Here is a 21,903-nt window from a genome sequence, read left to right as displayed (position 1 = left end):
GGAAATGGCGATTGATTGTCTAGATGAAAGGCTGGGGGAGTTTGCAAATTGGCAGTTGCAATAAGCGCTTTCAGCATAGCTAAACGTGATATCTACCTCGCAGACATCAAGAGATGTAGAGTATGCGCTTTTGTATGAGGGTGAGGCTACGGATATCAAGTCTATCTACTATCGCGACATAGTCATTCAATATCAATTAATGGGTGGGCATTTTTTTGTTGTGTTGAAGAATGAGAGTTGGGAGTTCACTAACTATATTTTTTATCTACTGGATAAGCGTATTTCGATTTTGGATTGTGTGGAACAATTTCAGTCTTATGAAAGCGAAGGGTTTATGGCGGATAAGCGTTTTTCAGAGGGGGGGCTTGTTTTTAAAAGATCAGGCAATTCCAAGAGGTATTCTTTAAGGATGGATGATAAAGGAAGGCTGTTTTATTCGCTGAGCGATTTTAAGGGGAGATCATTTTTTGATTTTTTCCGTTTGAGAAAATATTTACTTCTAGCAGAAGAGTAACACTGCTTTGTGAAGGTGAGGAGTAGGAGGAGTGGGGAGTGCAATAAAAGACTTTGATGTAGTGGAGAGCCCAAGAAAGCCAGGGGTTATAATCGTTTATTTTGATCTTTTGTTTTGTGGCAAAAAGACCGGTGTCAAAGTTATGAGCGAGTCGGTTTTTGCTCAGTACTGGATGGAAGATTCTGAACGTTATTTTTTGGTGTTCCAGAATGCCCCCTGGGAGGAAACTAATTATGAATTTTATCTTTTAACAAAAGATTTTGTGGTTTTGGATCGTGTGCATCTATTTTCGCCTGATGACCGTGATGATGAATTGATTGATAGTTATGAGCTGAAGGATGGCGTCTTTTATTTTAGAAAATACGAGAATGGAAATAGGTATAAAGTATTGATTAAAAAAGAGGGGGGAATGCGATATTCCTTGGGTGATTTAAAGTATAGATTAATTTGGGGGGTGCTAAAGCCGGTTAAGTATCTGAAGTTAATCGCCTTGTGAGGTCCAAAGTATAATTATTGGATTGAATGGGTTTAAAGTGGCAGCTGCAATAAGTGCTTTCAGCATAACTAAACGTGATATCTACCTTCCTGAATCAAGAGATGTTGAGTATACACTTTTGTATGAAGGAGCGGATACTGGTATCAAGTCTATCTACTACCACGATATTGTCGTTCAATATCAATTAATGGATGGGTGTTTTTTTGTTGTGCTGAAGAATGAACATTTTGAGATTACCAACTATGCTTTTTATCTGTTAGGTAAAGGTCTTTCGACTTTGGATTGTGTGGAACAATATCAGTATTACGAACGTGATGGATTTATGACTGATAAGCATTTTTCGGGGAAAGAGTTTGTTTTCAAAAGATCAGGCAACTCCAAGAAGTACTCTTTAAAGATAGATGGTAAAGGAAAGATTTTTTATTCGTTGAGTGATTTTAAGGGGAGGCCATTTTTTGATTTTTTTCGGTTGAGAAAATACTTGCTTTTAACAGAGGTGTAGGGGTTTGTGTTTGAAAAGTGGTTGTCTAGGGTAAGTGTGGGGAGGTTTTATTAGATGGTGCATTCAATAAATTTGTTTCACTTGCAGAAGGTGAAGCCCTTACGGGAGGTGGACGAATGCTTTGACTTGATGTTTGATGGCCATGCTACAAGAGTTAGGGTGGATTATGAAACTGTTTTTGCTCAATATAAGATAAACCATTTCTTTCTTGTTGTTCTTGAGAATGATTTTTGGGAGGGGACAAACTATCTGTTCTATCTGCTAGATGAGGGTTTTCATGTTGTCGATCGAATTAATTTGAGCGCAACACCTGAGGATAATGGGTTTATTCAAGAGTGCCACCTTAAAGAGAGTGGTTTGGTTTTTGAAAAATATAAGAGTGGGAAAAGATATGAGTTGTCAATTCGGGCGGGGGGTCGGGCGAGTTATTTGTTGAGTGAGCTAAAATATAGGTCGTGCTTTGGTTTTATGAAGCCAAAAAAGTATCTTGAACTACGAGAGATATAATGTGATTTCTCGCATGATTGTAATGGATGGCGGATTACTTGCGGTTAATTTTATGTGTGCTGCTGCATGAATATGGATTGTCGAGGAAGGAGTTGATGGTCTAGGTGAAGAGTTAGAGGGGCTCTAGATGGAAACTGCAATAAAAGACTTTGATGTCGTTGAGAGCCCAAGAAAACCTGGGTGTGTGATTGTTTACTTTGATCTTCTGTATCGTGGTCAGAAAACAGGGGTCAAGGTTATGAGTGAGTCAGTTTTTGCTCAATATTGGCTGGATGAGGTTGCGAGGTATTTTTTAGTTCTTCAAAATTCAACGTGGGAAGATACAAACTATGAATTCTATCTGCTGTCAAAAGACTTCAAAGTTTTGGACTATTTGAGCCTGCTATCACCTCCTGATCGAGATGATGAATTGATTGATAGTTATGAATTAAAGGATGGAGTATTTTTCTTTAAAAAGTATGGAAATGGCAATAGGTATAAAGTAGTAATTGAAAATAAGGGGAAGGTTGGCTACTCCTTTGGTGATCTGAAATATAGATTGATTTTAGGGGCGCTAAAGCCGGTCAAGTATCTTCAGTTAACCCCCTTGTGAGTCTTTGGAAGGGGAGTGTTTTGGGTTGTGCCGAGGAGGTGGTATGGGGTTTTTGTCTCGATGGTTTAAGAGGAAGTCAAGACGGGCAGTGGAGAAGGTTGTGTTTGATGAGCGTAAAATTATCCATAGCCCATTGAGGGGGGAGGATGTTGAGTTCCATTGGGCTGATCTGTGCGAGGTAAGCATTGAAACCACGGATCAAGGGCCGTTTGTAGATGATGTGTTTTGGGTGCTTGCTGGAGGTGGTCGGTATTGTCGCATTTCAAGCACTGCGGAAGGCATGGGGAACTCTTGGAAAAATTGGGAGAGCTACCTGAGTTTAATCATAAGGCGGTTATCGTTGCGATGAGCGTAGCAACAAACGCAAGGTTTGAATGTTGGAAAAAACATGGTGTGGCTCCTATTGAAGGGTAAAGTGCCGAGTTCTGAAGCCTATGCAGGCTAGAGCGGCGATAGAATGGCTTGTTTCTGCTGACCTTACAATGATATGGAGCCTGCACCAATCAGTGATGTGCCCCGTTTTCTATCACACCGATGCGCGCCGGCCCCCAGCATAGGCGTGCTCATCGCTTCAGTTGCATCTTCCCCGTTTCTAGTCTTCGCAAGTGCAAGCCATAGGCAAGGAGTGGCTTACGGGCTGCTGTAGTTTGGCGAAAGCGAAGTGCGGATGGAAGACGGTGGCTGTACCGCAATCGTCCGGGAGGGCGATATCGCCTCCACTGTGCTTGGGTTTCGGTTCTACCATCCCGATGACCACATTCTCTCCAAAGATGGTTTCTCAGAAAGCTTCATCTAATCAAGACATTCTCTATTCAGGGTAAAATAATCAATAGAGTTTGACTTGACATTGTCATGATCGGTGCTAGGATTTTTGTATAACGAAGTTGACTTCATTTCATGGCTAGAGATTTGCAGAATATTTCAGTCATGCAAATACAAATTTTGCTAAAAACCAGTCTTTCATTGACGTGTATTTATTTGTACAGCAAGTCCCATGAAGCTGACACGGCTTATGTTGATTTTATCGTCTTTTCGCTGCACCGGCCTTTATCAAAATGAATGATCATGCGAGGTGTGTATGCCTGAAAACAATGTGGTTCAAACGCCGGCTCCGCCCTATCCGGAATATTCGGATAAAGTACTGGATCAGCCGGCTGATTATGGTGTGCTAAAGCAGCTGGAAGGCACATGGGTTAACTACAATCCGGACAAGACGAATCTGGGGTGGGGCTTGCATACCACCTGTATGCCGTCTCCAGGGACGAATTCTGAAACCATTTTTGGCATATTCCACTTCCTCTGTGAAAACTATACCGAAGAACTGACGTTCTCCCTGGTTGATGGCGGGGTGCGGAATCGGGGCGGTACCAATGAGCAGTTCGCGGGCGCGGTGAAATACAATCAAAGCATCAAACGCGTCAGTGATGAGGTGAGCATTCACGAAGAAGATGGCATGTATTTGTGGATGAACCCGATGTACAATCATGCGGCTACCGAAGAGTCCGTCATTTCAGATAACGGCTTCCCTGGGATTGCCATTGGCGCCGGCGCCAATGGGCCAAATTATGTGCCGCCTTATTCCATTGCGCGTAGCGGGACCATACCCCATGGCAGTGCGATGATGATCACCGGCGGATTTCAGGCGGACATTCCCGGTAAACCGGAATACCCCACCGGCACCGACTGTTGGACTCAGCCTTTTAGCAACTCGTGGCCAACGACTCCGCCGCCGCAAGACAATAATACGGTGCCGGCTGCCGTTGCTGCCAACCCCGTGCCCCTGGCTGGATCTCCGCTCGCCATTTCACCCAGCATGGGTGCTTCCGCATTGCTGAAAATTCAGGAAGGCACGCCGGCCGCGCCGCTCAATCTGGATGAACCCGCGCCGGCTTGGGCGTTTGACAAGTCATTGCCCGCCACCCACCCGGACAGCAATCTGACTTATTTCCAGCGGATTGTCGCTGACCCAAACTACCCGTATTCCGTGCGCCCGGATTTGCGACTGCGAGATGTGATCAAAGACCAGCGCATCAAAAAATACACGCTGATTCAGCTCAGCAGCAAGCACAACGGCGGGCCGCAAGGCGGGATTTTAAATACGCCATTTGTGAGCACCTTTGCCAATGTTACGGAAATGAATCTGAATTTATGGATACAAACCGTGATAGACAGCGATGGCTGTGAAGTATTGCAGCTTCAATATGAGCAGGTGCTGTTTTTTGAGTTCATGTTTGGCTCCAATGGGCAAGTGACGCGCTGGCCGCATATCCAAGTCAATACTTTGAGAAAGAAGCCGACGGGTAGGTCGCGTTTAAACTACTAGGACTCTTGTGACGAAAACACCGCTTCGCAACATTGAAGCGGTGTTTCTTATTGCGCTGCGCGATTAGCCGGCTAAAAGTGGCTAACAAAACTCAGTTTTACGGCTGAGGCAAGGCGCGCCGACGCAGACAGTACATTGAGTACGGCAAGTCGGCGCAACGCAGCATCAGGGGTTTTGTCAGCCGCTCTAACTGTCTATGCGCTCCGCCAAACGCAACTGGCAGGCGGTGGCTAGCTTCACCAGTTCCGTCTTGCTGGCTGGCATCTTGCCGGGTGGGGCGATCAGCTCCGCCATGCCGCTAAGCGTGGAGATGCTGCTGTTCAAGCCGATCAGCCTGCCTTGCGGCCAGCGCTGCTTGTTGCTGGGCGCGTAATCCAGCGTCACCACCCAGCGTGAATGCAGCCATGGGCCGGGTTCGCGCAGCACGGCGTCCAGCACAGCGCGGCTGACCTGTTGCGCCGCCTCCGCGGCGAGGGCGAGCGCCAAGTGCAGGGTATCCGCGGTGCCAGCCGCAGCGGCCTGATGCAGCAAGGCCGGGCGGGTTTCCTCCTGCCACCAGCGCCGCAGCCGCCGCGCGCCTGGCTTCTTGATGCGGCGGAACACCTCGTCTAGCTCACCCTCGGACAGGCACAACACCGGCTCCACCTCATCCGCCAGGCAGAAGGCTTGTCCCAGCGGCTCGCCCAAGGCCTGCTGCAAATCCTTCACCTCCAGCTTCATGGACGCAGCCACCTCCGCCGCGACAAACCAGAATCCTTCAGGCCGTCGCAGCACCCGCATGGCCAAATCCTTGGCGAAATCCAGCCGCAGCGGCGTATTCACTTCTAGACCGATAGCGGCATTCATGGCTGAGCCTCCCCTGTGAGGCGCGCAAGCCGCGCTACCAAAAACGCACGGCGATACGCGGCGCGCAGGCGCAAGCAGGCATGAGATAGATGGCGGGAAGAGTAAATAAGGGGAGGGGAGATAGAGACGACAAACATAAGACGAGCATCCATGGTTATGGACTCCTAGCGGTTTTGTCTAAAGCGCCCCCTGTTGAGAGGGGCGGCCGGGTACTTCAACACCGCCGCTAGACGGCCCGCAGATTTTCCCCGTTGCCGGGGTATTGTATGGCTGCACGCTACCCGGCCATAAGCTTTGGACGTGCCAAGAGAGTGGCACGACAGGAACCTATGGACGCAAAAAAGCCACGACTTACGGGTGCGGGCTAACCGCTAGCGGAGGGTGTGTTGAGCACCAGCGGTCAATTTAACAGTGAGGTTGCGTGGAGTCAATCTACTGAAGCAAAAAGAGTCGTTATATGGTTTTAGGGCTTATTTCTATCAATTCTATTTGTCGAAATATTTGTGGATTAGACGCATGAGCTGGAGTGTTTTTCTGGGTGTCTTGTGAGGTAGATCATAAAGAGAGTATTTAGGTTTTTTAGATTTTCTGGTTAGAAAACTTGCGGGCAGTGAAAATTTCTTCTGCCATGGAGTAACCAATTTTTTGTAATTCTTCAAGTTCTTCGTTTGTTAGCATTTGATCAGAGGTGGTGATTTGAGGGAATTTTATATACTGTTTTCTCATTGCTGACTTTGGTGAGTTCAGCTTGACTAACCAAAGGGTGCCACCTTCTTGATTGCTATAAATGAAAGGTATTTTTATATGTCTGATTTCATTGCTGGAAAAGTCTAGCTGATTTTTGAATTTTACCAAACCGTCTATTGAGAATTTATCTATTAATCCATCAGAGATGGCTTTGTTGCATGCGAGCCTTAAATCGCCAAATAGATATTCTGGGTCATGTCCTGAGTCTAGACAGACGATATTTTTTTCATGCCTGCGAAAAAGTGCTAGCAAACCAAGATTTTCAGTGAAGCCACCATCAGAAAGTCTCATATAATTTTTGGTTGGAATGGCTAGGAAGAGCTGTAATAAATTTATAATGCCAGGAAAACTGCCATTGTAGTGTTTGGGATTTCTCCAGTAGCCTGTTCCAGGGAAAAATAGAGATAAAGTTTCAATTCCCCACCCTAGTTTTACATAGTCCATAGCTGAGCCTGAAGCTGCCATTGCATGTTTTAGCGAAACTCCTCCGCTTAAGGTTTGATAGTTGCCATCATTCAATAAAATATGTTTGGGGGTTAATTCACTTTGAAATTTTGATACCCCATTGTTTGCAGTTATGTTGATGATTGGATATGGTGATTTGTTCAAATCGTTTAAATTGTAGTCATCGCTGTTCGGTAGATATGTTTTTTGCAGTATCGATGTGTAATAATCGAACAAAGATAGTTTTGGCCAGGTTTTGTTTGATAGCCTAAATGTAAAAAAACAAATAAAGAGCAAAATTAAGATGGTGATTGTATGGTTAATTATTATTGACTCGTACCCTTGATGTTTGTCGTGAATGTATATGGCCGATAGAAAAAATATGGGATAGGCGATTAACTTGTCTAATCCATTGTATATGGAATATTGAGAGGCTCTGTGAGGCATTCTGGAGAAGTAAAAAGCAATGGCAATGATGACGGCAGTTGCAATTGGAATTGTTAGTAATCCAAATTTTAAAAATGGTATGATGCTGATAAGGAAATAAGTATAAATCATTACTAAAAATAGAAGTGCCTTTCTAATTTTGAGTAACTTGAGCTTTGTGGTGACGAAAGCCAGGGTGGCACCTAGTGCAATTACTGTGAGATTTGAAAATACTAGCAATTGCTCTGCTGATTCTGAAAATAATGAAAAATTAAATTTTTCAAGCGTGTGACCTGCTGCTATTCCGATTGAGAAAATGAATACTAACCTAGAAAAAAATTCCATGGCGATCGGATAAATAAAACCTGAAAGGGTATAGTTAAGATTGGTTGAGTGTTGCTTTCTTTTTTTTATTTCTTGCTCATGTAAAAATTCGCATGCTGCATACCCTCCACCCGATACAGATGACAGATATCTGATGATTTTTGAGAGGTTACTCTCTTGAAGAAATTCAAGAAACCCTCGCGCTACAGCCGCTGATCTGACGCCCCCTCCAGATATGGCTAAGGAAAATGGGGTTTTGAATTCTGCTCTAAGGTCAGGTTTGTTAAAGTTTTTGATAGTAGCTTGGTTAGGGAGTAACTTTGACTCTTCTTGATAAACCTCATTGGGATATTTCATTGAGTTCCAAAATATTATAATTAAATTAATATTGTAAAACTATTTTAATGGGGAGATAGACTTGGGGCTGAACTGGATGTTTAAAATTGCTGCCTGCTTAATGTAGGTGATAAATGCATTTTTTATGAAATTTAATCGAGATTTGGTTTGAAGGACGGGTATCAACTTGAGTGGGTATATATAGTGAGGTTTTCATGTAACTCTTTATTTTTCAAAATAATTCTACATGTGAAATTTTATTGACGAAGTGATATTCAATATCGTTATCTAATTGAACAGTAGGTTTTTTTCCACCAATTTGCAAAAACAATATCAGTTTCTCTACAAAAAACAGTTGTTAGTCGTTTCATGTCATCAGCTTCTTGTGGAGTTTTTGTTGCGCCAGGGTCTCCGTGAGCGATTTGATTTCTTGTGTCAACGAGCTGATTGATCATGTTTGTAACTGGTAAGTAATCCCCTTTCAAGTTTCTAGATAGCTCTCTTTGGTATTCACTATATCCAAATCTATTAAAATATGATTTTATTTTTTCAAAAGATGGGCTGGCAAATCCTTTGTTAAATTTTTCGCTCGATAAAGGTCTTGGTAGTGAGTCATCTGTATTCCATATTTCACCATCTTGTCTTACAAAGTTAAATATCTTTTCTGATATTTTATCTGGTTGATTTGAATTTTTTATTTCATCTATGTAATCCTTGGATGAGTGGTAAAAGACGCTTGGGTGAATTTTTTCTCTTGTAATGGAATTTGAATAAAGTGAATCAATCGCACTTTCTCCTAGCTCTTTTACATATGCCTCTAGGTGGCTTGATAGCAATACAATACTTGCCCTGCATAGTGCATTGATCTCAGGTTGAAGCTTGATAGGGTTTTTTAGCTCTTGCTTCTTCGCACTAGCGATAAGTATTCTAACTTCATCTAATCTTTTCAATAGTGAAGAATAGTTTTTTGTATACCTTGCCATTTTTTATTGCCCTATTTGATCCATGGCATCGTTCCATAATTTAAATCTGCGGCGGGTTCTGCTTGTGTGATCTACGGCTCGGCTGATTAGGTCTTGAAACTCTTCATTGGCAATTATTTGTCTATATTTTTCAAGAAAATCGTTTTTAGAGGACTGGGCTAGTGCTGTTGAATTTCTCTCGGCAAAATCCATTATTAAATCAAAAAGGGCTCTATTGATAACCTTTGCGCCTGGCCTCCTGAAGCAGGTTTTTTCATTAAACCAAATGAGGCTATTTTGGATTGCTCGGTCCCATTTTTCTTTGAACTGGTTAACTTCTTCGGTCGATAATTTTCTGCCATCTTTGGCGACTTCATTAAGCCAGTGCTTTTGTGGGGTTTTATAGTTTTCAATGCCTTTTATCTTAAATGCAAAGAAGCGTAGTATAAGCTCTTCATCTCTCATTCTTGGGTCAGGGGCCTTTTTCCCAAGGATACGTAGCCAATTCGTATCTGTAGATAGCTCTTTGATTAATGAGTTTAAACTGCCTCTGTAGATGCAATTTCTTAGTTCTTGAGCGTTCAGTGGGGCTGTATTTGTGTTTAGTCTTTCAAAAACGTCAAACTTTACCTCCGGATGAGACTCATTTGTTATTAGTACGCATCGAATTGTGTGAGTTTTAATCTGCCTTTGCAATTTATGGTCTATTTCATGAAATCGAAGTCCATTTAATTCTTTTATAACTTCTAGCGAAGTTAGTTTGAACTGATTTTCAATAAAACGGAATAGTGAGTATAAACGCTGCTGACCATCAATTACATCTAATTCGTAATCTTCGTTTTGCGATAGGTAGCACGGTGGGATGGGGATATTTAATAAGATCGATTCAATTAATCTTGAGGCTAGCTTGTCATTCCAGACATATTTTCTTTGGAAGTCTGGACGCTCTGATAATGGCTTTAAGAAAATGGTGCTGTTTTTTATTTGAATGATTAGACTGTCCACATTGAAGTCATATGGCTGTGTAACTACTTTTCTTTCCCGGATAGGAACTTCTTCAGGATCAGGTACTTCAGAATCGGTCTCGATTTCAAAAATGTTTTTATCGTCAATCATGATTGATTTATCCACTCTTGTGATGAGTGCTGCAAACAGAATAAAAGAAAGGGCACTAAATTGTGCCCTTTGGATATTTTCTGGTCAAATTTTGATACTAGCTCAATCCCAGCTCAACGCCCCGCCAGTCTGGTACTCGGTCACGCGAGTCTCAAAGAAGTTCTTCTCTTTCTTCAAGTCGATCATCTCGCTCATCCACGGGAAGGGGTTGTTCACGCCGGGGTAGAGCTGGTCCAGGCCAATCTGCTGCATGCGGCGGTTGGCGATGAAGCGCAGGTATTCCTTGAACATGCTGGCGTTCAGGCCCAGCACGCCGCGCGGCATGGTGTCTTCGGCGTAGGCGTATTCCAGTTCCACCGCGTGCTTGAACAGTTCGGTGATCTCGGCCTTGAAGCTTTCGGTCCAGATTTCCGGCTGTTCCAGCTTGATGGTGTTGATCAGGTCGATGCCGAAATTGCAGTGCATGGACTCGTCGCGCAGGATGTATTGGTACTGTTCCGCGGCGCCGGTCATTTTGTTCTGGCGGCCCAGCGCCAGGATTTGCACAAAGCCCACGTAGAAGAACAGGCCTTCCATGATGCAGGCGAACACGATCAGGGATTTGAGCAGCTTCTGGTCGTTTTCCAGCGTGCCGGTCTTGAAGGCCGGGTCGCACAGTACGTCGATGAAGGGGATCAGGAATTCATCTTTGTCGCGGATGGATTTGATTTCGTTGTAGGCGTTGAAGACTTCGCCTTCGTCCAGGCCCAGGCTTTCCACGATGTATTGGTAGGCGTGGGTGTGGATGGCTTCGTCAAAGGCCTGGCGCAGCAGGAACTGGCGGCATTCCGGGCTGGTGATCTGGCGGTAGGTGCCCAACACGATGTTGTTGGCGGCCAGGGAGTCCGCGGTCACGAAGAAGCCGAGGTTGCGCTTGACGATGCGCATTTCGTCTTCGGTCAGCTGGCCGGTTTTCCACTGTTCGATGTCGCGCTGCATGTTCACTTCTTGCGGCATCCAGTGGTTGGCGCATTGGGCCAGATATTTTTCCCATGCCCATTTGTGTTTGAAGGGCACGAGCTGGTTGACGTCGGTGGTGCCGTTGATCACTTTTTTGTCCACCACGTTGACGCGGCCGGCGGCGTTGGCGCCCGCGGAGGGGGCGGCCGGTTTGGTTTCGATGGTGTCGTCAAAGTTCAGCATTAAGGGCTCCTGTTTGGATTTATTCCGCGTCCGGCGCGGTGATTTGGGGCGGCAGCGGCTGCTTGTCGCCAGCCAGGCTGGGGCTGAGCGGCAGGCTGCTTTTGCGCAGTATTTGTATCTGGCGCGGCGCGGCGGCAAGCGCCGGCACCGGGTCCAGGTCTACGTGCAGGCTGCCCAGTTTGCGGTAGCCTGCGTCTTTGCCATGTTCTCCATGGCGGGCGATACAGAATGCGGTGGCGCTCATGAGCGGCGTCCTTTCAGAAGCGCAGCTGTTGGCTGAGGCGGTGGATCAGCTGGCGTTCGCTGCTTTCCTCCTGCTCCACCTGGCTGCCGCGCGGCTGCCGCAGCTTTAGCAGCTGGCGGTATTGCCGGTTGGCTTGTTCTATGTCTTGCTTGAGCAGCTCTATTTGCTGCTGCAGTTCTTCCGGCTGGCAGTACACCACCAGCGCGTCCGCTTCCACCCAGGCTTTGCGCCATACTTTTTGGCGCGGCAGGCGGCGGGCTTCGTTGAACAGGTCCTTCCATTCGCAGGGCGGGGCCTGGTTCAGCGTCAGGTACATATTGAACAGCACAAACTGCTTGTCGGGGTTGTGGGTTCTTTGTTCGCAAAACCCGTTGATCCGGATGTTTTCAAACGTTTGCATCTGACCTCCTGCTGAAGCCTGGCTGGTAGAGGCGGGGCTGCGGGCCTCGTCATCCTGGAACCTGCTCAAAGCCGGCTGCGCTCGCTGGCCGGGCCTTGAACTGCTTCCGTCCGCCCGCATCGCGGGCCGGCGGCGTTTCCATCCCGAAGCCGCCTGCGGGCAAGCGGCTTGAGGTTGGGCACTGTTTACTGTTGCGGCGCGTCCTGGTACTGGACCAGGCCGTAAATCTTCCACTCGCCGTCCACCCGTTTCAGGTGGTAGCCGGTGCAGTATTCCCAAGCCGGCTGGTCCTGGCGTTGCACAATCCAGCGCACGCGGGCGCTGGCGGCGTCTTCGCCAAAATTCAGCACGCTGTCCAGCTGGTGGCGGGCGCTGGCGAAGCCCTGGCTGCGGTACCACTCCAGCAAGGCGGTGGTGGTGTCGCGCAGCGATGCCATGTCGTCCCAGCTGGTCAGGTCCCCCTGATGGATGGCGGTGAAGGGCACGGTGAAGTGCGCGGTCACTTGGGGCACGTCCAGCTGGCTGTAGCCCACTGCGTAGCTGTTGAAAAATTCTTCTATGTTCATCCGGTTTCCCCTGGTTTTGCGTGTGTGCTGCGTCCGCTGCCGTTACGGTCTGGCGCGGTTTTTTGCTGCGTTCCCCATTGGCCAGCCGTCTGAACGGGCAGGCGGCTGGCCAATGGGTGGGGCGGCCGGATTATGGGGCCATTTCACAGCCGGCTGCGGGCAGGGGGCTGTGAGATGGAGCCTGGCCGGAGCCAGGCTAGACCAGCCCCGAGGGGCCGGCCGTTCAAGCCAGGATGGCTGCTTCCGCCTTATTGGCAATTAAGTGGAGTTAAGACCAATTTTTGAGTGTCTGGCAGTCAGCAAATCAACCATTGCCTAATTTTTACGAATTGGCTAGTGTTGTTTGTCCGTAAGTTTGTCGGTAAGTGCGCCGATTGAAGCACTTAAAGACATATAGTGTACTGTAAAAAGCGTTTTCCTTGGCACTGCTTGGAAAGCTGACAGTGATAGAGCAACAGACAACGCGACCGTGTAGGCAATGGGGCTAGATAGCAACCAGTTCGGCGATTTTTTCAGCGACCACCGCCATTGTGTCTTCTCCAGTGTCCAGGCCGCTTCGAGAGGCGAGCAAGGGGCTGACATTGCGAAGAGCATCATAGGTCGTGTTGTGCACGATGGGTACGAGCTGGTTGCCCGCGAGGAGTGCCGAAAGCTCTTTGTCGGCGACGCCCTCTTTTGGAAGCCGGGTCAGCAGTGCAGGAGTCACCAGAACAAGCCCGATTCGCGAATTTGCTAAGCCCTTGTCGATTGCGCGCATCATCGGCACGCCGAGACCAAGGTCCTTTTCGCTGAACCAAACTTTGACACCGGCCGCCTCAAGCAAATCGTGCAGCTCTTTGGCTGCCCCTTGTCGGTCGTCCCACGCGTGGCACAGAAAGACGTCGCGAAGGTCAGGCTGTGCCGCTGCTCGCGTCTCAACAGTTTGTCGTATTGGTGTGAGGGACTGTACTTGGGCTGGCGTGTACGACACAGATGAACCTGCTCTCGACCAGCGCGGTTTCGAACTGCTGCTGGACCTGCCGCCACTTACGCCACCGCCGTGGTTATAACTGCTACCGCTATAGCCTGATGTGGAATAGGACGAGCCGTAGCCGCCACGGTAGCTACTGCGGTGCCGGCATGCAGGGCAGGCAGCGGCAGCGGCAGCTGACGAGTGTCCACGTACTGGGGCTGTACATTGAGCCATGTCGCAATCCTTCCATTTGCAATTGTCATTTCAAGCAGAGATTAGATGGGCACTTAAAACTGCGCGCAACCACAACATGTGCCGCTTCATTTAAGTGCTGACCCAAATTATAGTATTGCAGCGCAGAGACAACAAGTCTTGACGCAAGGCCAATAATGCGAAAGCCGCGCTGTGATTGGCTTTTCGGGGCAAAAAAAATTTGCACAGACTGGGGCCGGCCGACGCCGGTAAGGCTATAAGCCTGATATGGCAGGGGTTCTATACACGTGCAGACTTACCACAAGATGTTGTGCCTAGTGGTCTGTGGCTTTATGACGACTCTTGCATGGACTGTGCTGGCAATTCCAGTCAGCTTGGGTGGCTGCCGTGAATCGCCCCGTAAAAGCGAGGCTTGGCTCCATCGGCCAGGCAACTCAGTCGTCCGCCAACCAGATGCGGCTGGCCATACGGCTATTGACATGGTTGCGCCAGTAATAAAGAGCGCGTTCGCGCCCCAGCAGTGTGCAGCGGTCGTCTCCCTGCGTCTGGCTGATGCTGAGCGCACTCAGTTGCAGGTGGCCGAGGACGTGGCTGTCGGCTAGGTGCCTGTAGCACTGTGCACTCGTAGCGGCCACCGACGGGGTGTGTGCCACACATCTCTGTCACGTTGCGATTGCAGAGCATAGGGTTGTTGCCATCCTTCCCTGACGGCAACAGGAGCAATGCAGAAAGGGAGGTCGCGGAGTAATCATGCTGACAATGGGTTGCTAGGTTCGGTGAAGTATCTAGGGTAAATCACTTCGCCCCAATAGTCGTGCGTATTAGCCAAGGCCGTAATATTTACTCAGTGCGTTTACCAGTAATCCACCCGCGGTTGCAATTCCAATGTCCCAGCCTCCAATGGCTGCTTTCTCCATCATTTTCCCCACCCATGCACTGACCTTTGGCCCGAACTGTGTGGCAGATTGCGGTACTGGGTCATGACGCAAGGCATGCTCCAATTCATCAACGTCTTCTTTGCTTACCCCGTTCTCGGTTAAATGGCGCTCTAGCGACGAAAAATTATCAGTCATGATTTTCTGCGAATTGCTTTGGGTGACCGAAGAGCCACCATCAATATTGCCTAAGATGCCTTGGAAATTCTGGATGCTGATGTTGTGCATGGCTGCCTTCTTTTCACTTTCTGAAAATAAAAGACCCTCTCCCAGGATGCCATCTGCTTCGAGTGCGAGAGCCCAGTCCAAAATAGTCGTTCTTACTACCCCTAAAATAGCCGTCAGTCTGTTCAGGCCTACGCTCCGGGTCGGCCGAAACTGAACGTAGTCATGCTGCATAGACATTAGGTACTGCTCCTGCTCAGGGGGAAAATTGTAAACAATAGTTCCGGCGCTTTTGTCAGCCAGCAGCTGCTCCAGAGAGTACACTGATTCGGTTACTCTGATTTCAGTGAGCAAATCATGAAGCTGATGAGGAAGTTGAAATGGAATTAGTCCACGCGCCGGGTTATATGCCTTGAGTTCCCCATGGATAATACGGTAGTCGGGGAGGTTCTCATTAAGTTCTCCCGTATATCCGTTGAGCTCTGCCAGCACCCATTGCCGAAATTCGGCGAGTCCCAGCTTGGTTGCGACCATAAGTGCCTTGCGGAGTAAATCGCCGATGTCATTGGCACTGCTGGATGCAAGTTCTTGAAGTTCAATAACAACTGACTTTGTCATAACAAGCCTCTCTGGGAGGTGGTGATTTACTCGACCAGGCAAGGCTCTGGCTAACCATTTAAAACTTTAAACGGAATGTAGGGGACTATTCTCTCGGGGCTGACTGTATATAGAGGAATCAACATTCTTTGGTCATTTGTAAGAATGTCAAATTCTTTTGATAAGTTAATTATCGAGTTATCCGTTAGGCCAAAGCTGATAAATAAATCATCCTTGCAATCATCAGAAATTAAGGTTTTTGCTTGTTTGAAATGACCAAATAATTCCCTTGCCAATTCAAAAGCCTTAACGCCAGCATACCCGTTTAGGTCGATTAGATTGGAAACCTCTGCGGCAATGTAAGGAGTTATCCAAATCTCCTTGTAATTCTCAACAATTTTCCACAGCGCGTAGTAGTCTTCAACGCAAAATTCCCCTAGGCGCTTTGATTTGTTTATGTACCGCCCTTCGTCTACGCTGCCTATTATCATTACAAGAAGAAGATTGGTGTCTATTAATAACCCATCTTTCATTAGTATCACTTCTCTTTGTATGCCTTGAATCCCTTGAAGGCAAAGTTATCTTTGTCAACTATAAATACTTTATACTCCCTTCTCGTTCCCATGAGTGTGGCTAGCTTATATATGGGATTTTTTTCGCCATTCCCTCCGGCTAGCTCAAGTGGGCTTTGTCCGGTCAGGTGGTAACTAAGAGTTACTTCATAATTTCCACCCGAAATAATCACACCCTCTAGGTTAAATTCTTTTGCATCAGGCACAAGCTCTTTCGCATTTTCTACCGCAACGGAAATTGCTTTTTTGAAATCCATATTTCAACTCCTTAGTTAATTATTAAGTCGATTTTTGTATCCGCATCGACCGTGAAGCCTCGCTTAATAGCGTTGGCACTTCTCAATTTATTCACGCACCTGATTCATTTTCGCCTTTCAATCGGCGGCAATGGAGCGTCAAGACGCTCAATGGTGACATTGGCGAGCATTGCATTGTAGCGCCACCGGTCGAACTTCTCTCGGTACTCTGTGACAAGCTGCTTGAGCGCGCTGATTTCAGCATCTCGCGCGGCAATCATCCGGGCGGCATCGGCGAGGCTACCCGGGCTGGGCACTTTTCCTGCGGGGCGCTGGGCGAGATTCTTCTTGCGCGCAGAGAAAGCTGCTTGAATGTCCGCATGGGCACTTAGGCCGGAGCGACTGGGGTGGTAGCCTAAAATGGGCTTTGCCACTTTGCATACGCCGTCCCAGGTGATGCTGCCACTATCCCAAGTGTGGATGGCATTCAGAATAGCCTCCACTTGGTCAGGTCGGATATGTCGATTTCTAGCCATTAACGTGCCCCCCTGGCGTTGTTGTCGTCTCTAGCGAGAAGTTTTCCCTTGCAAGCAAATCACTATCGAGAGACCTAAGCAGCTGCTTCATGGCGGGCATCGTTTCAGCTTCCTGCGCCAGGGCTTTCGTTGCGAGGCCACGCAACGCGCGCTGGAGATGCGTCGGGCTCTGGCCTTTAGCCGTCCGAATTACGGCGCCATCAGGTACTGCCTCGCTCTCAAGTAGCCCAATAAGCTGCTGAACTTTGGCGAGACTGCGCCGCTGTACGTCCAGCCAATCCTGTGCGTCGACATCGTCATCTGCGACCAGCTCAGCATTGGCTACCTCTGCAGCTATGCTAGCGTGTAGGGCATGAAGCCGCATGAGCTGCGTGGCCGCATCCTTGGAGCCTTTGATACAGGAATGCTCACTGCAATCCAGGCACTTAACGAAGCCTTCGCATGGTGCGAATGACCAATCGTGGTGGCACTCCCCGTACAGCGTCTTCAAGCCTGTGAGTTGAGGCTGAATCCCATCAATGTCTGTCAGGGCGCGCGGGTTACGAATCACATTCACAACCCACTGACCCACGGCATGGCTGCTGCCGCTTTCTGTTGCCGTTGGTAGAGCAACCACTGTTTGGACGGCTTCAATGGCACCACGTGCTTGCTCAACGCGCTCTTCCAGTGTGCGGTGGTCATAAACCGCGTTTTGCTCGACGCGTCGACGGCCGGACCAATGTGCGATTTGTTCGTCAGTAAGACCAACTCGCTGAGCTTCGGTGTTTATTAAGTGGCGAATCTGATGAGAGGTAAGTCTGAGCACTGTGCCCTTATCATCCCTGTACCCGAACCGCTCGAAGATGCTCTTCTGGGTGCGCGCCCCGGTAAGTGCAAAGTTGAGGTCACTTAGGTCAGGAATCCACAGCGATATTGGGCTTGCTCCTGCTGTCAGATGCAATTGGTACTTCAGCATACAGAAGAGCGCCTCACTAAACTTCAGGCCTCCCTTTCGGCCGAGCCCTTGGTCTGCAGCACTAACATAGGGGAAATAGGGGTGCATCTCTGCGAGTCGGGGCAGCACGAAGGCGTCCCATAATTGCTGCAGCGTGTAGGCTCCGTGCGTTTGCTTAAGGCCGTTCTTATTCAGCGAGGATGTGTGACCCGCGGAGCTGAATCCAAGGGCAAGGCAAACTTGCTCCTTCGATAAGGGTTGGTCATCTGGAACATCTGGGCAATTGGTATGCCGGTAAAAGCGATGTTTGCTCTTCGGGTCTTCCAGATGGCGTGCGAGCTTCCTGCCATCCTCTGTGATGGCTCGAATCATGCCGATGGCGCGTTCAGCCACTGGCACCATCCCAGACCACACCCATTTCACGTAAGCGCCAAAGCCCTTGGATGCATGCAGCCTGAGCCCCATTTGCTCCTTGCCAAATTTGTCCGTAGCCTCGAAGACTAGGTTTTCGGGCAGGCGTAATACTTCTTGGCCGCGAGAGGGGGCACACATCAAAATGGCGGCCACGCTGGTGGTAAATATGTCTCTGTGGCACCGCTTGTCACTAGGCTCGAGATTCCGGTTGAATATTTCAGCGAGTGCGTAAAGCGCCTGAAAGTTTGGAAGTTTTTTCTGTCGCGCACGGTCCGACTCGGCATCAACACTGATGCTAAGGTTTTTCGGTTGCTTGTTGGGATTGACCCATGTTCCGCAATTCGACGGCAGCACACCAGTACGCACCAGAACATCGGCCAAACGTTGCAGCTCAGCCCCAATCCTGTGCGCCCCGCCGGTCTTTAGGTGCGTGCGGGCAAGGCTCGCGGCGGCATCCAGGGCCGCGCAGTCGATTCCGAGCGGATTGGCGTCGTCTCGCAGGGTAAGCAATGCGTCTTCGACGAGCCGCAAGGTCTGCAGTCGCTTAATATGCCCGGAGCGGCTTTCACTTGGATTAACCAGATGTCTTTCAACCACGTATGCCTTGGCGAAGTTGATGAATGACTCATCCAGCCAGGCTTCCACGGGGATAGTGCTGCGCGGAAGGCTACCCCGTGGAGCGTGTTCCTGCTTCACAAAATAGCCAACACCTTTCCAATAGGCGGCGGCCCAGTCGACACCAAGTACCTTTGCTTCGCTTTTGGCATTGCTGATGTATTGTGCCAAATTTGTAGACCGGACCTGGCTATCCCGAGATACAAACACTTTGACAGATGCGGCTGCTGACTTCATGCGCCCCCCCCTGCGACGGCATCTAGTTCGGAACGGCGTGCATGGCACAGCTGGACTACGTTTTGCACGGCTCCAATGAGCTTGTCGCTACGTTTCGCTACAGGGCTATCAGGGCCCAGCTCTGCTACTAGGTTTGCACGTTCTGTAAGCAACTCCCGCAGGAATTCCTCATGAGGCCCGTCTAGCCAGGGCTGGAAGTGGCTGCATGTGTAGCAAGCACGTGGAATGCCCTCATCAAGACCGCATTGCTTCAAGTGCCCACAAGTGGCTGCATTTTTCCCGCGGTACGCGACACGGCTCTGGGCGTTATGACCGGCCACGGCATCGACTTCCGAGTCGACCAAGGTGCCACGAAAGGCCGAAGCAAACCGTTGTAATGTCGGCGAGGCGGAGACGGCACGGTCGATTTCGCCAGCGTGCTCCGGCAAATTGTCGATGTAGATTTCAGCCGAGCGAGAGGTCGAGTGGTCCAAGAGCCACGCAATCAGGCTTGTCGGTAGTCCTTCGCGCGCCAGTTCGGTGCCTTTGGTGTGGCGGAGTCTGGCGGCTGAGACGTGCAGTAGTTTGCTGTCTCGCCTCTGGGTCTGGGCTGAGTCGCAGATTGCCGTAATGCGCTTACTGAGAGCTGCGGGTGTGCGGTGCCAGGCCATGCCTTTCGCATCCTGATGCAAAGCCTGCAGGGCTTTACCGTGCTCGCCGCCATCACGTATTTGCGTCGCCAGGTCAATCGTTTCAATGATGGCTGGCCATGCCGGATAAAGAGGCAGCTCGCCTAGAAGCACCTGCATATCAGACGACTGGAGCACCCACCCGCTACGATTTAACAGTCCTGCGAAAGCATGTTTGACGCTCTCGCGTTGAGTCCGGAACACTTGAAAGTTACTGAACGTCAGGTCGATGGCGCGTCTCGTTTCCCTGAAGGCGTGCCCGCGTTGTTTTGCGCGCGGCACCGCCAGTAGATAGAGAGTCGGTCCCTTCTGGACTCCAGGCTCAGGGTCTCCTTCGCACTCCTGTACGTCCTTGCACTTCAGGGCCGCGCTCTGGCTGGGGCGTCGGCCGGTGGCGATGTGGAAGTAGGCCAGACTGAATTCCTCGATGTCCAACCTGCCAGCCTCAGTGGCATCACTCAAGTCTTGCAGGAGATGGTGAGATTCTTCCGGGGTGAGAGGGCCGTCGTTTGGGTCCATGGTCCTCACTGCGCGACCAGCCTCCACCCCCTTGAGCCGCATTTCCCTCAAGGACGCTATTAGCGAACCCGAAACACCGGCGTGCTTGCCGCTGTGCCAATTCACCAGCAGCGACCTTATGTGTCGCAAGGCGTCTTCGTGGCCGAACTTGGCAAGCAAGGCCTTTCGATATCGACGGAAGTCGGTGACTTGCCAAGCGGAAATGGTGCCGCCGGGGAAGCACACTTCTCGGAAGCTCATTAACGCCCAGCGGTACTGGGACAGCGTCGCCCAAGAGTATTTCGTGCAAGCATGGCGTAGTGTCGTCTCAAGGCCGGGCAATAACGCCGGAGAAACTAGGGCGCGAATCGAATCGACGTCGAGCCCTCGCTTCCCATCTATAGGCCACCATCCGCACCGAGCATCGAACTCGATGCCATAGCGTGTGTGCACAATGTGTGAATCCAGTTGCTCCGAGCTGGTGGACTCTGAGATGTGCCTGCGAGCATTCATGTGGGCTTCCGTTTCAGCGGCAGGTCTGCCGTCATGCGGTCCTGCAATTCCAATGTGGCTTCGCGGGCCTGGCGTTTGGTCTCCAGCTTCGTGTAGACAGCATCGACCTCAGAATACTGCTTGCGGCCGGCCAGGTAGTTTCGTACTCGGCGATGGAGTTCCTTGCTGTTCCCGTCGCTGCCTTGCTCATGCTGCAGTTTGGCCAATTCGCTACTGAAGAAATGGCGAAGCAGATGTGACCGTACCTGCGCTATACGCTCATCGGCATCAGCCAAGGTATCGAATACCTCCTTCAGTGCGGCCTTGGTCATTGGCTGACCCTGAGTTGGTCCGGACTTGTGGGTGACGAATAGGTAACGATGCTTGGTGGCTCCTGGTACGGTGCGCCGCTGACTCACGTACCACACCAATAGTTCAGTCAGGTAGATGGAAATCGGAATGGTCCGACCTTCGGTCTTTGCCACCGGCTGGTCGATGCGAGGGTCATCCTTCTCGTCGTGGCGACGTCGAATGGTGACTTGACGCTTCACGTGGTCGACATCCCGCACCTGCAGACTGAGAACCTCGCCACGGCGCATACCAGTCTGGCGAAGCAATTCGACCAAGAGGAGGTTGCGCAACTGCAAATCCGGCCGGAAGGGATTCCGTTCAGCGCCAGGTGCAATCAGTTCGTTGAGAACTTGGTTGTGACGACGCGTGAATTCGACCCCTCCAACATCATCCTTTCGCTGCGTCGCCAGACCTCGATGCCGCAGGATTTGCGCTCGCATCTCCGCAATGCTGCCCATGCGTTCCTGGCTTACGTGAGTGAGAAGGTACTTCGCCATCCATTCAGCGAAGTCGGCTATGTGCGTCAGCCGTTTGAAGTGTGTTGGGCCCGCAACGGAAGGAGCGGAGTAGGAATAACCACGGCGGACTTTCCCCAGTTCTACAACCTTCTGAAGTCGTTTTGCCTCTACCCCGAAGCTCTGCCGGGCGAAGTTGCTTAGCGATTCGCACTCCACAAAGGTCAGATACTTTCCACCTATGAACCGTTCCACCAAGTCAATCTGGTGGAGGCAGCAGAAACCCCGGAACACGTTAACTGCATTCAGGGCTGCTTCCTGGGAAGCAACTGAAAGACCTGGGTTCCGAATCGTTGAGATGACGAACAGCGAGCTGTAGTCATCTTCCATCCCGTGCTGGTCAACCAAAAAAGAGCGCCGCTCCCCGTTGGGGAGCAGCGCTCTTATGAGTTGAAAAGGAAGGGGCTGGCTTAGAGACATTTTCCTATTCTCCCAGATACCCGTCA

23 protein-coding genes are annotated in these 21,903 nt (G+C 49.6%); 6 read left to right on the top strand and 17 right to left on the bottom strand.

Translation table 11 applies throughout. The features are described 5' to 3' along the window. Positions 1–85 precede the first annotated feature (85 nt). The 6 genes from MOV80_RS13010 (at position 86) to MOV80_RS12985 (ending at position 4,934) form a co-directional block, all read left to right on the top strand. Entirely contained in the window at positions 86–514 is a 429-nt protein-coding gene (locus MOV80_RS13010) for a hypothetical protein (RefSeq protein ID WP_249605183.1), read from the top strand. Positions 515–545: 31 nt separating this feature from the next. Next, entirely contained in the window at positions 546–1,010 is a 465-nt protein-coding gene (locus MOV80_RS13005) for a hypothetical protein (RefSeq protein ID WP_249605182.1), read from the top strand. A 37-nt stretch (positions 1,011–1,047) separates the two neighbouring features. Beyond that, entirely contained in the window at positions 1,048–1,512 is a 465-nt protein-coding gene (locus MOV80_RS13000; RefSeq protein ID WP_249605181.1) for a hypothetical protein, read from the top strand. Between the two features lie 159 nt (positions 1,513–1,671). Further along, positions 1,672–2,019 carry a hypothetical protein gene (locus MOV80_RS12995; RefSeq protein WP_152596880.1) on the top strand — a complete coding sequence of 116 codons (348 nt, stop codon included), beginning with the start codon at positions 1,672–1,674 and terminating at the stop codon, positions 2,017–2,019. 127 nt (positions 2,020–2,146) lie between these two features. Next, on the top strand, positions 2,147–2,611 hold the full coding sequence (locus MOV80_RS12990; RefSeq protein ID WP_152596881.1) for a hypothetical protein: 465 nt from the start codon (positions 2,147–2,149) through the stop codon (positions 2,609–2,611). Between the two features lie 1,078 nt (positions 2,612–3,689). Beyond that, complete coding sequence (locus MOV80_RS12985) at positions 3,690–4,934, top strand: peroxidase, FMP-type (protein WP_249605180.1); 1,245 nt, start codon at positions 3,690–3,692, stop codon at positions 4,932–4,934. A gap of 186 nt (positions 4,935–5,120) precedes the next feature. On the opposite strand, the gene MOV80_RS12980 is transcribed toward MOV80_RS12985, so the two are convergent. The 17 genes from MOV80_RS12980 to MOV80_RS12900 form a co-directional block, all read right to left on the bottom strand. Then, positions 5,121–5,780, bottom strand: a complete 660-nt coding sequence (locus tag MOV80_RS12980) for a hypothetical protein (RefSeq protein WP_249605178.1) — start codon at positions 5,778–5,780, stop codon at positions 5,121–5,123. A 579-nt stretch (positions 5,781–6,359) separates the two neighbouring features. Continuing rightward, complete coding sequence (locus tag MOV80_RS12975) at positions 6,360–8,078, bottom strand: hypothetical protein (RefSeq protein ID WP_249605177.1); 1,719 nt, start codon at positions 8,076–8,078, stop codon at positions 6,360–6,362. A 263-nt stretch (positions 8,079–8,341) separates the two neighbouring features. Further along, complete coding sequence (locus MOV80_RS12970) at positions 8,342–9,040, bottom strand: MAE_28990/MAE_18760 family HEPN-like nuclease (protein WP_249605176.1); 699 nt, start codon at positions 9,038–9,040, stop codon at positions 8,342–8,344. A 3-nt stretch (positions 9,041–9,043) separates the two neighbouring features. Then, positions 9,044–10,135 (bottom strand): DUF262 domain-containing protein, encoded by a 1,092-nt coding sequence (locus MOV80_RS12965; RefSeq protein WP_249605173.1) that lies wholly within the window; start codon positions 10,133–10,135, stop codon positions 9,044–9,046. Between the two features lie 102 nt (positions 10,136–10,237). After that, positions 10,238–11,317, bottom strand: a complete 1,080-nt coding sequence (locus tag MOV80_RS12960; RefSeq protein ID WP_048410338.1) for a ribonucleotide-diphosphate reductase subunit beta — start codon at positions 11,315–11,317, stop codon at positions 10,238–10,240. A gap of 19 nt (positions 11,318–11,336) precedes the next feature. Further along, positions 11,337–11,561 (bottom strand): hypothetical protein, encoded by a 225-nt coding sequence (locus MOV80_RS12955; RefSeq protein ID WP_043590482.1) that lies wholly within the window; start codon positions 11,559–11,561, stop codon positions 11,337–11,339. 13 nt (positions 11,562–11,574) lie between these two features. Further along, positions 11,575–11,961 carry a hypothetical protein gene (locus tag MOV80_RS12950; RefSeq protein ID WP_019102819.1) on the bottom strand — a complete coding sequence of 129 codons (387 nt, stop codon included), beginning with the start codon at positions 11,959–11,961 and terminating at the stop codon, positions 11,575–11,577. A 185-nt stretch (positions 11,962–12,146) separates the two neighbouring features. Further along, positions 12,147–12,527, bottom strand: a complete 381-nt coding sequence (locus tag MOV80_RS12945) for a hypothetical protein (RefSeq protein WP_019102818.1) — start codon at positions 12,525–12,527, stop codon at positions 12,147–12,149. Between the two features lie 484 nt (positions 12,528–13,011). Continuing rightward, positions 13,012–13,713 (bottom strand): toll/interleukin-1 receptor domain-containing protein, encoded by a 702-nt coding sequence (locus MOV80_RS23450; RefSeq protein ID WP_275975342.1) that lies wholly within the window; start codon positions 13,711–13,713, stop codon positions 13,012–13,014. Positions 13,714–14,126: 413 nt separating this feature from the next. Next, on the bottom strand, positions 14,127–14,345 hold the full coding sequence (locus MOV80_RS12935; protein ID WP_249605171.1) for a hypothetical protein: 219 nt from the start codon (positions 14,343–14,345) through the stop codon (positions 14,127–14,129). Positions 14,346–14,513: 168 nt separating this feature from the next. After that, positions 14,514–15,410, bottom strand: a complete 897-nt coding sequence (locus MOV80_RS12930; protein ID WP_249605170.1) for a hypothetical protein — start codon at positions 15,408–15,410, stop codon at positions 14,514–14,516. A gap of 50 nt (positions 15,411–15,460) precedes the next feature. Then, a complete protein-coding gene (locus tag MOV80_RS12925) occupies positions 15,461–15,922 on the bottom strand; it encodes a hypothetical protein (protein WP_249605169.1) in 462 nt (153 codons plus the stop codon). Positions 15,923–15,927: 5 nt separating this feature from the next. Beyond that, positions 15,928–16,218, bottom strand: a complete 291-nt coding sequence (locus MOV80_RS12920) for a hypothetical protein (RefSeq protein WP_249605168.1) — start codon at positions 16,216–16,218, stop codon at positions 15,928–15,930. A 104-nt stretch (positions 16,219–16,322) separates the two neighbouring features. Then, on the bottom strand, positions 16,323–16,733 hold the full coding sequence (locus tag MOV80_RS12915; protein WP_249605167.1) for a hypothetical protein: 411 nt from the start codon (positions 16,731–16,733) through the stop codon (positions 16,323–16,325). Continuing rightward, positions 16,726–18,933 carry a hypothetical protein gene (locus tag MOV80_RS12910; protein ID WP_249605166.1) on the bottom strand — a complete coding sequence of 736 codons (2,208 nt, stop codon included), beginning with the start codon at positions 18,931–18,933 and terminating at the stop codon, positions 16,726–16,728. The genes MOV80_RS12915 and MOV80_RS12910 overlap by 8 nt, the downstream gene beginning before the upstream one ends. Further along, positions 18,930–20,612 (bottom strand): site-specific integrase, encoded by a 1,683-nt coding sequence (locus MOV80_RS12905; protein WP_275975341.1) that lies wholly within the window; start codon positions 20,610–20,612, stop codon positions 18,930–18,932. Before MOV80_RS12905 ends, MOV80_RS12910 begins: the two co-directional genes overlap by 4 nt. After that, a complete protein-coding gene (locus tag MOV80_RS12900; RefSeq protein WP_249605164.1) occupies positions 20,609–21,877 on the bottom strand; it encodes a site-specific integrase in 1,269 nt (422 codons plus the stop codon). The genes MOV80_RS12905 and MOV80_RS12900 overlap by 4 nt, the downstream gene beginning before the upstream one ends. Positions 21,878–21,903: the final 26 nt, after the last annotated feature.

Origin of the sequence: Chromobacterium sp. IRSSSOUMB001 (assembly GCF_023507765.1) — a bacterium.
In the GTDB taxonomy this organism is placed as follows: Bacteria; Pseudomonadota; Gammaproteobacteria; order Burkholderiales; family Chromobacteriaceae; genus Chromobacterium; species Chromobacterium haemolyticum.
The sequence above is the reverse complement of the archived record's forward strand: the minus strand, read 5'-3'. Positions and strand labels throughout refer to the sequence as shown.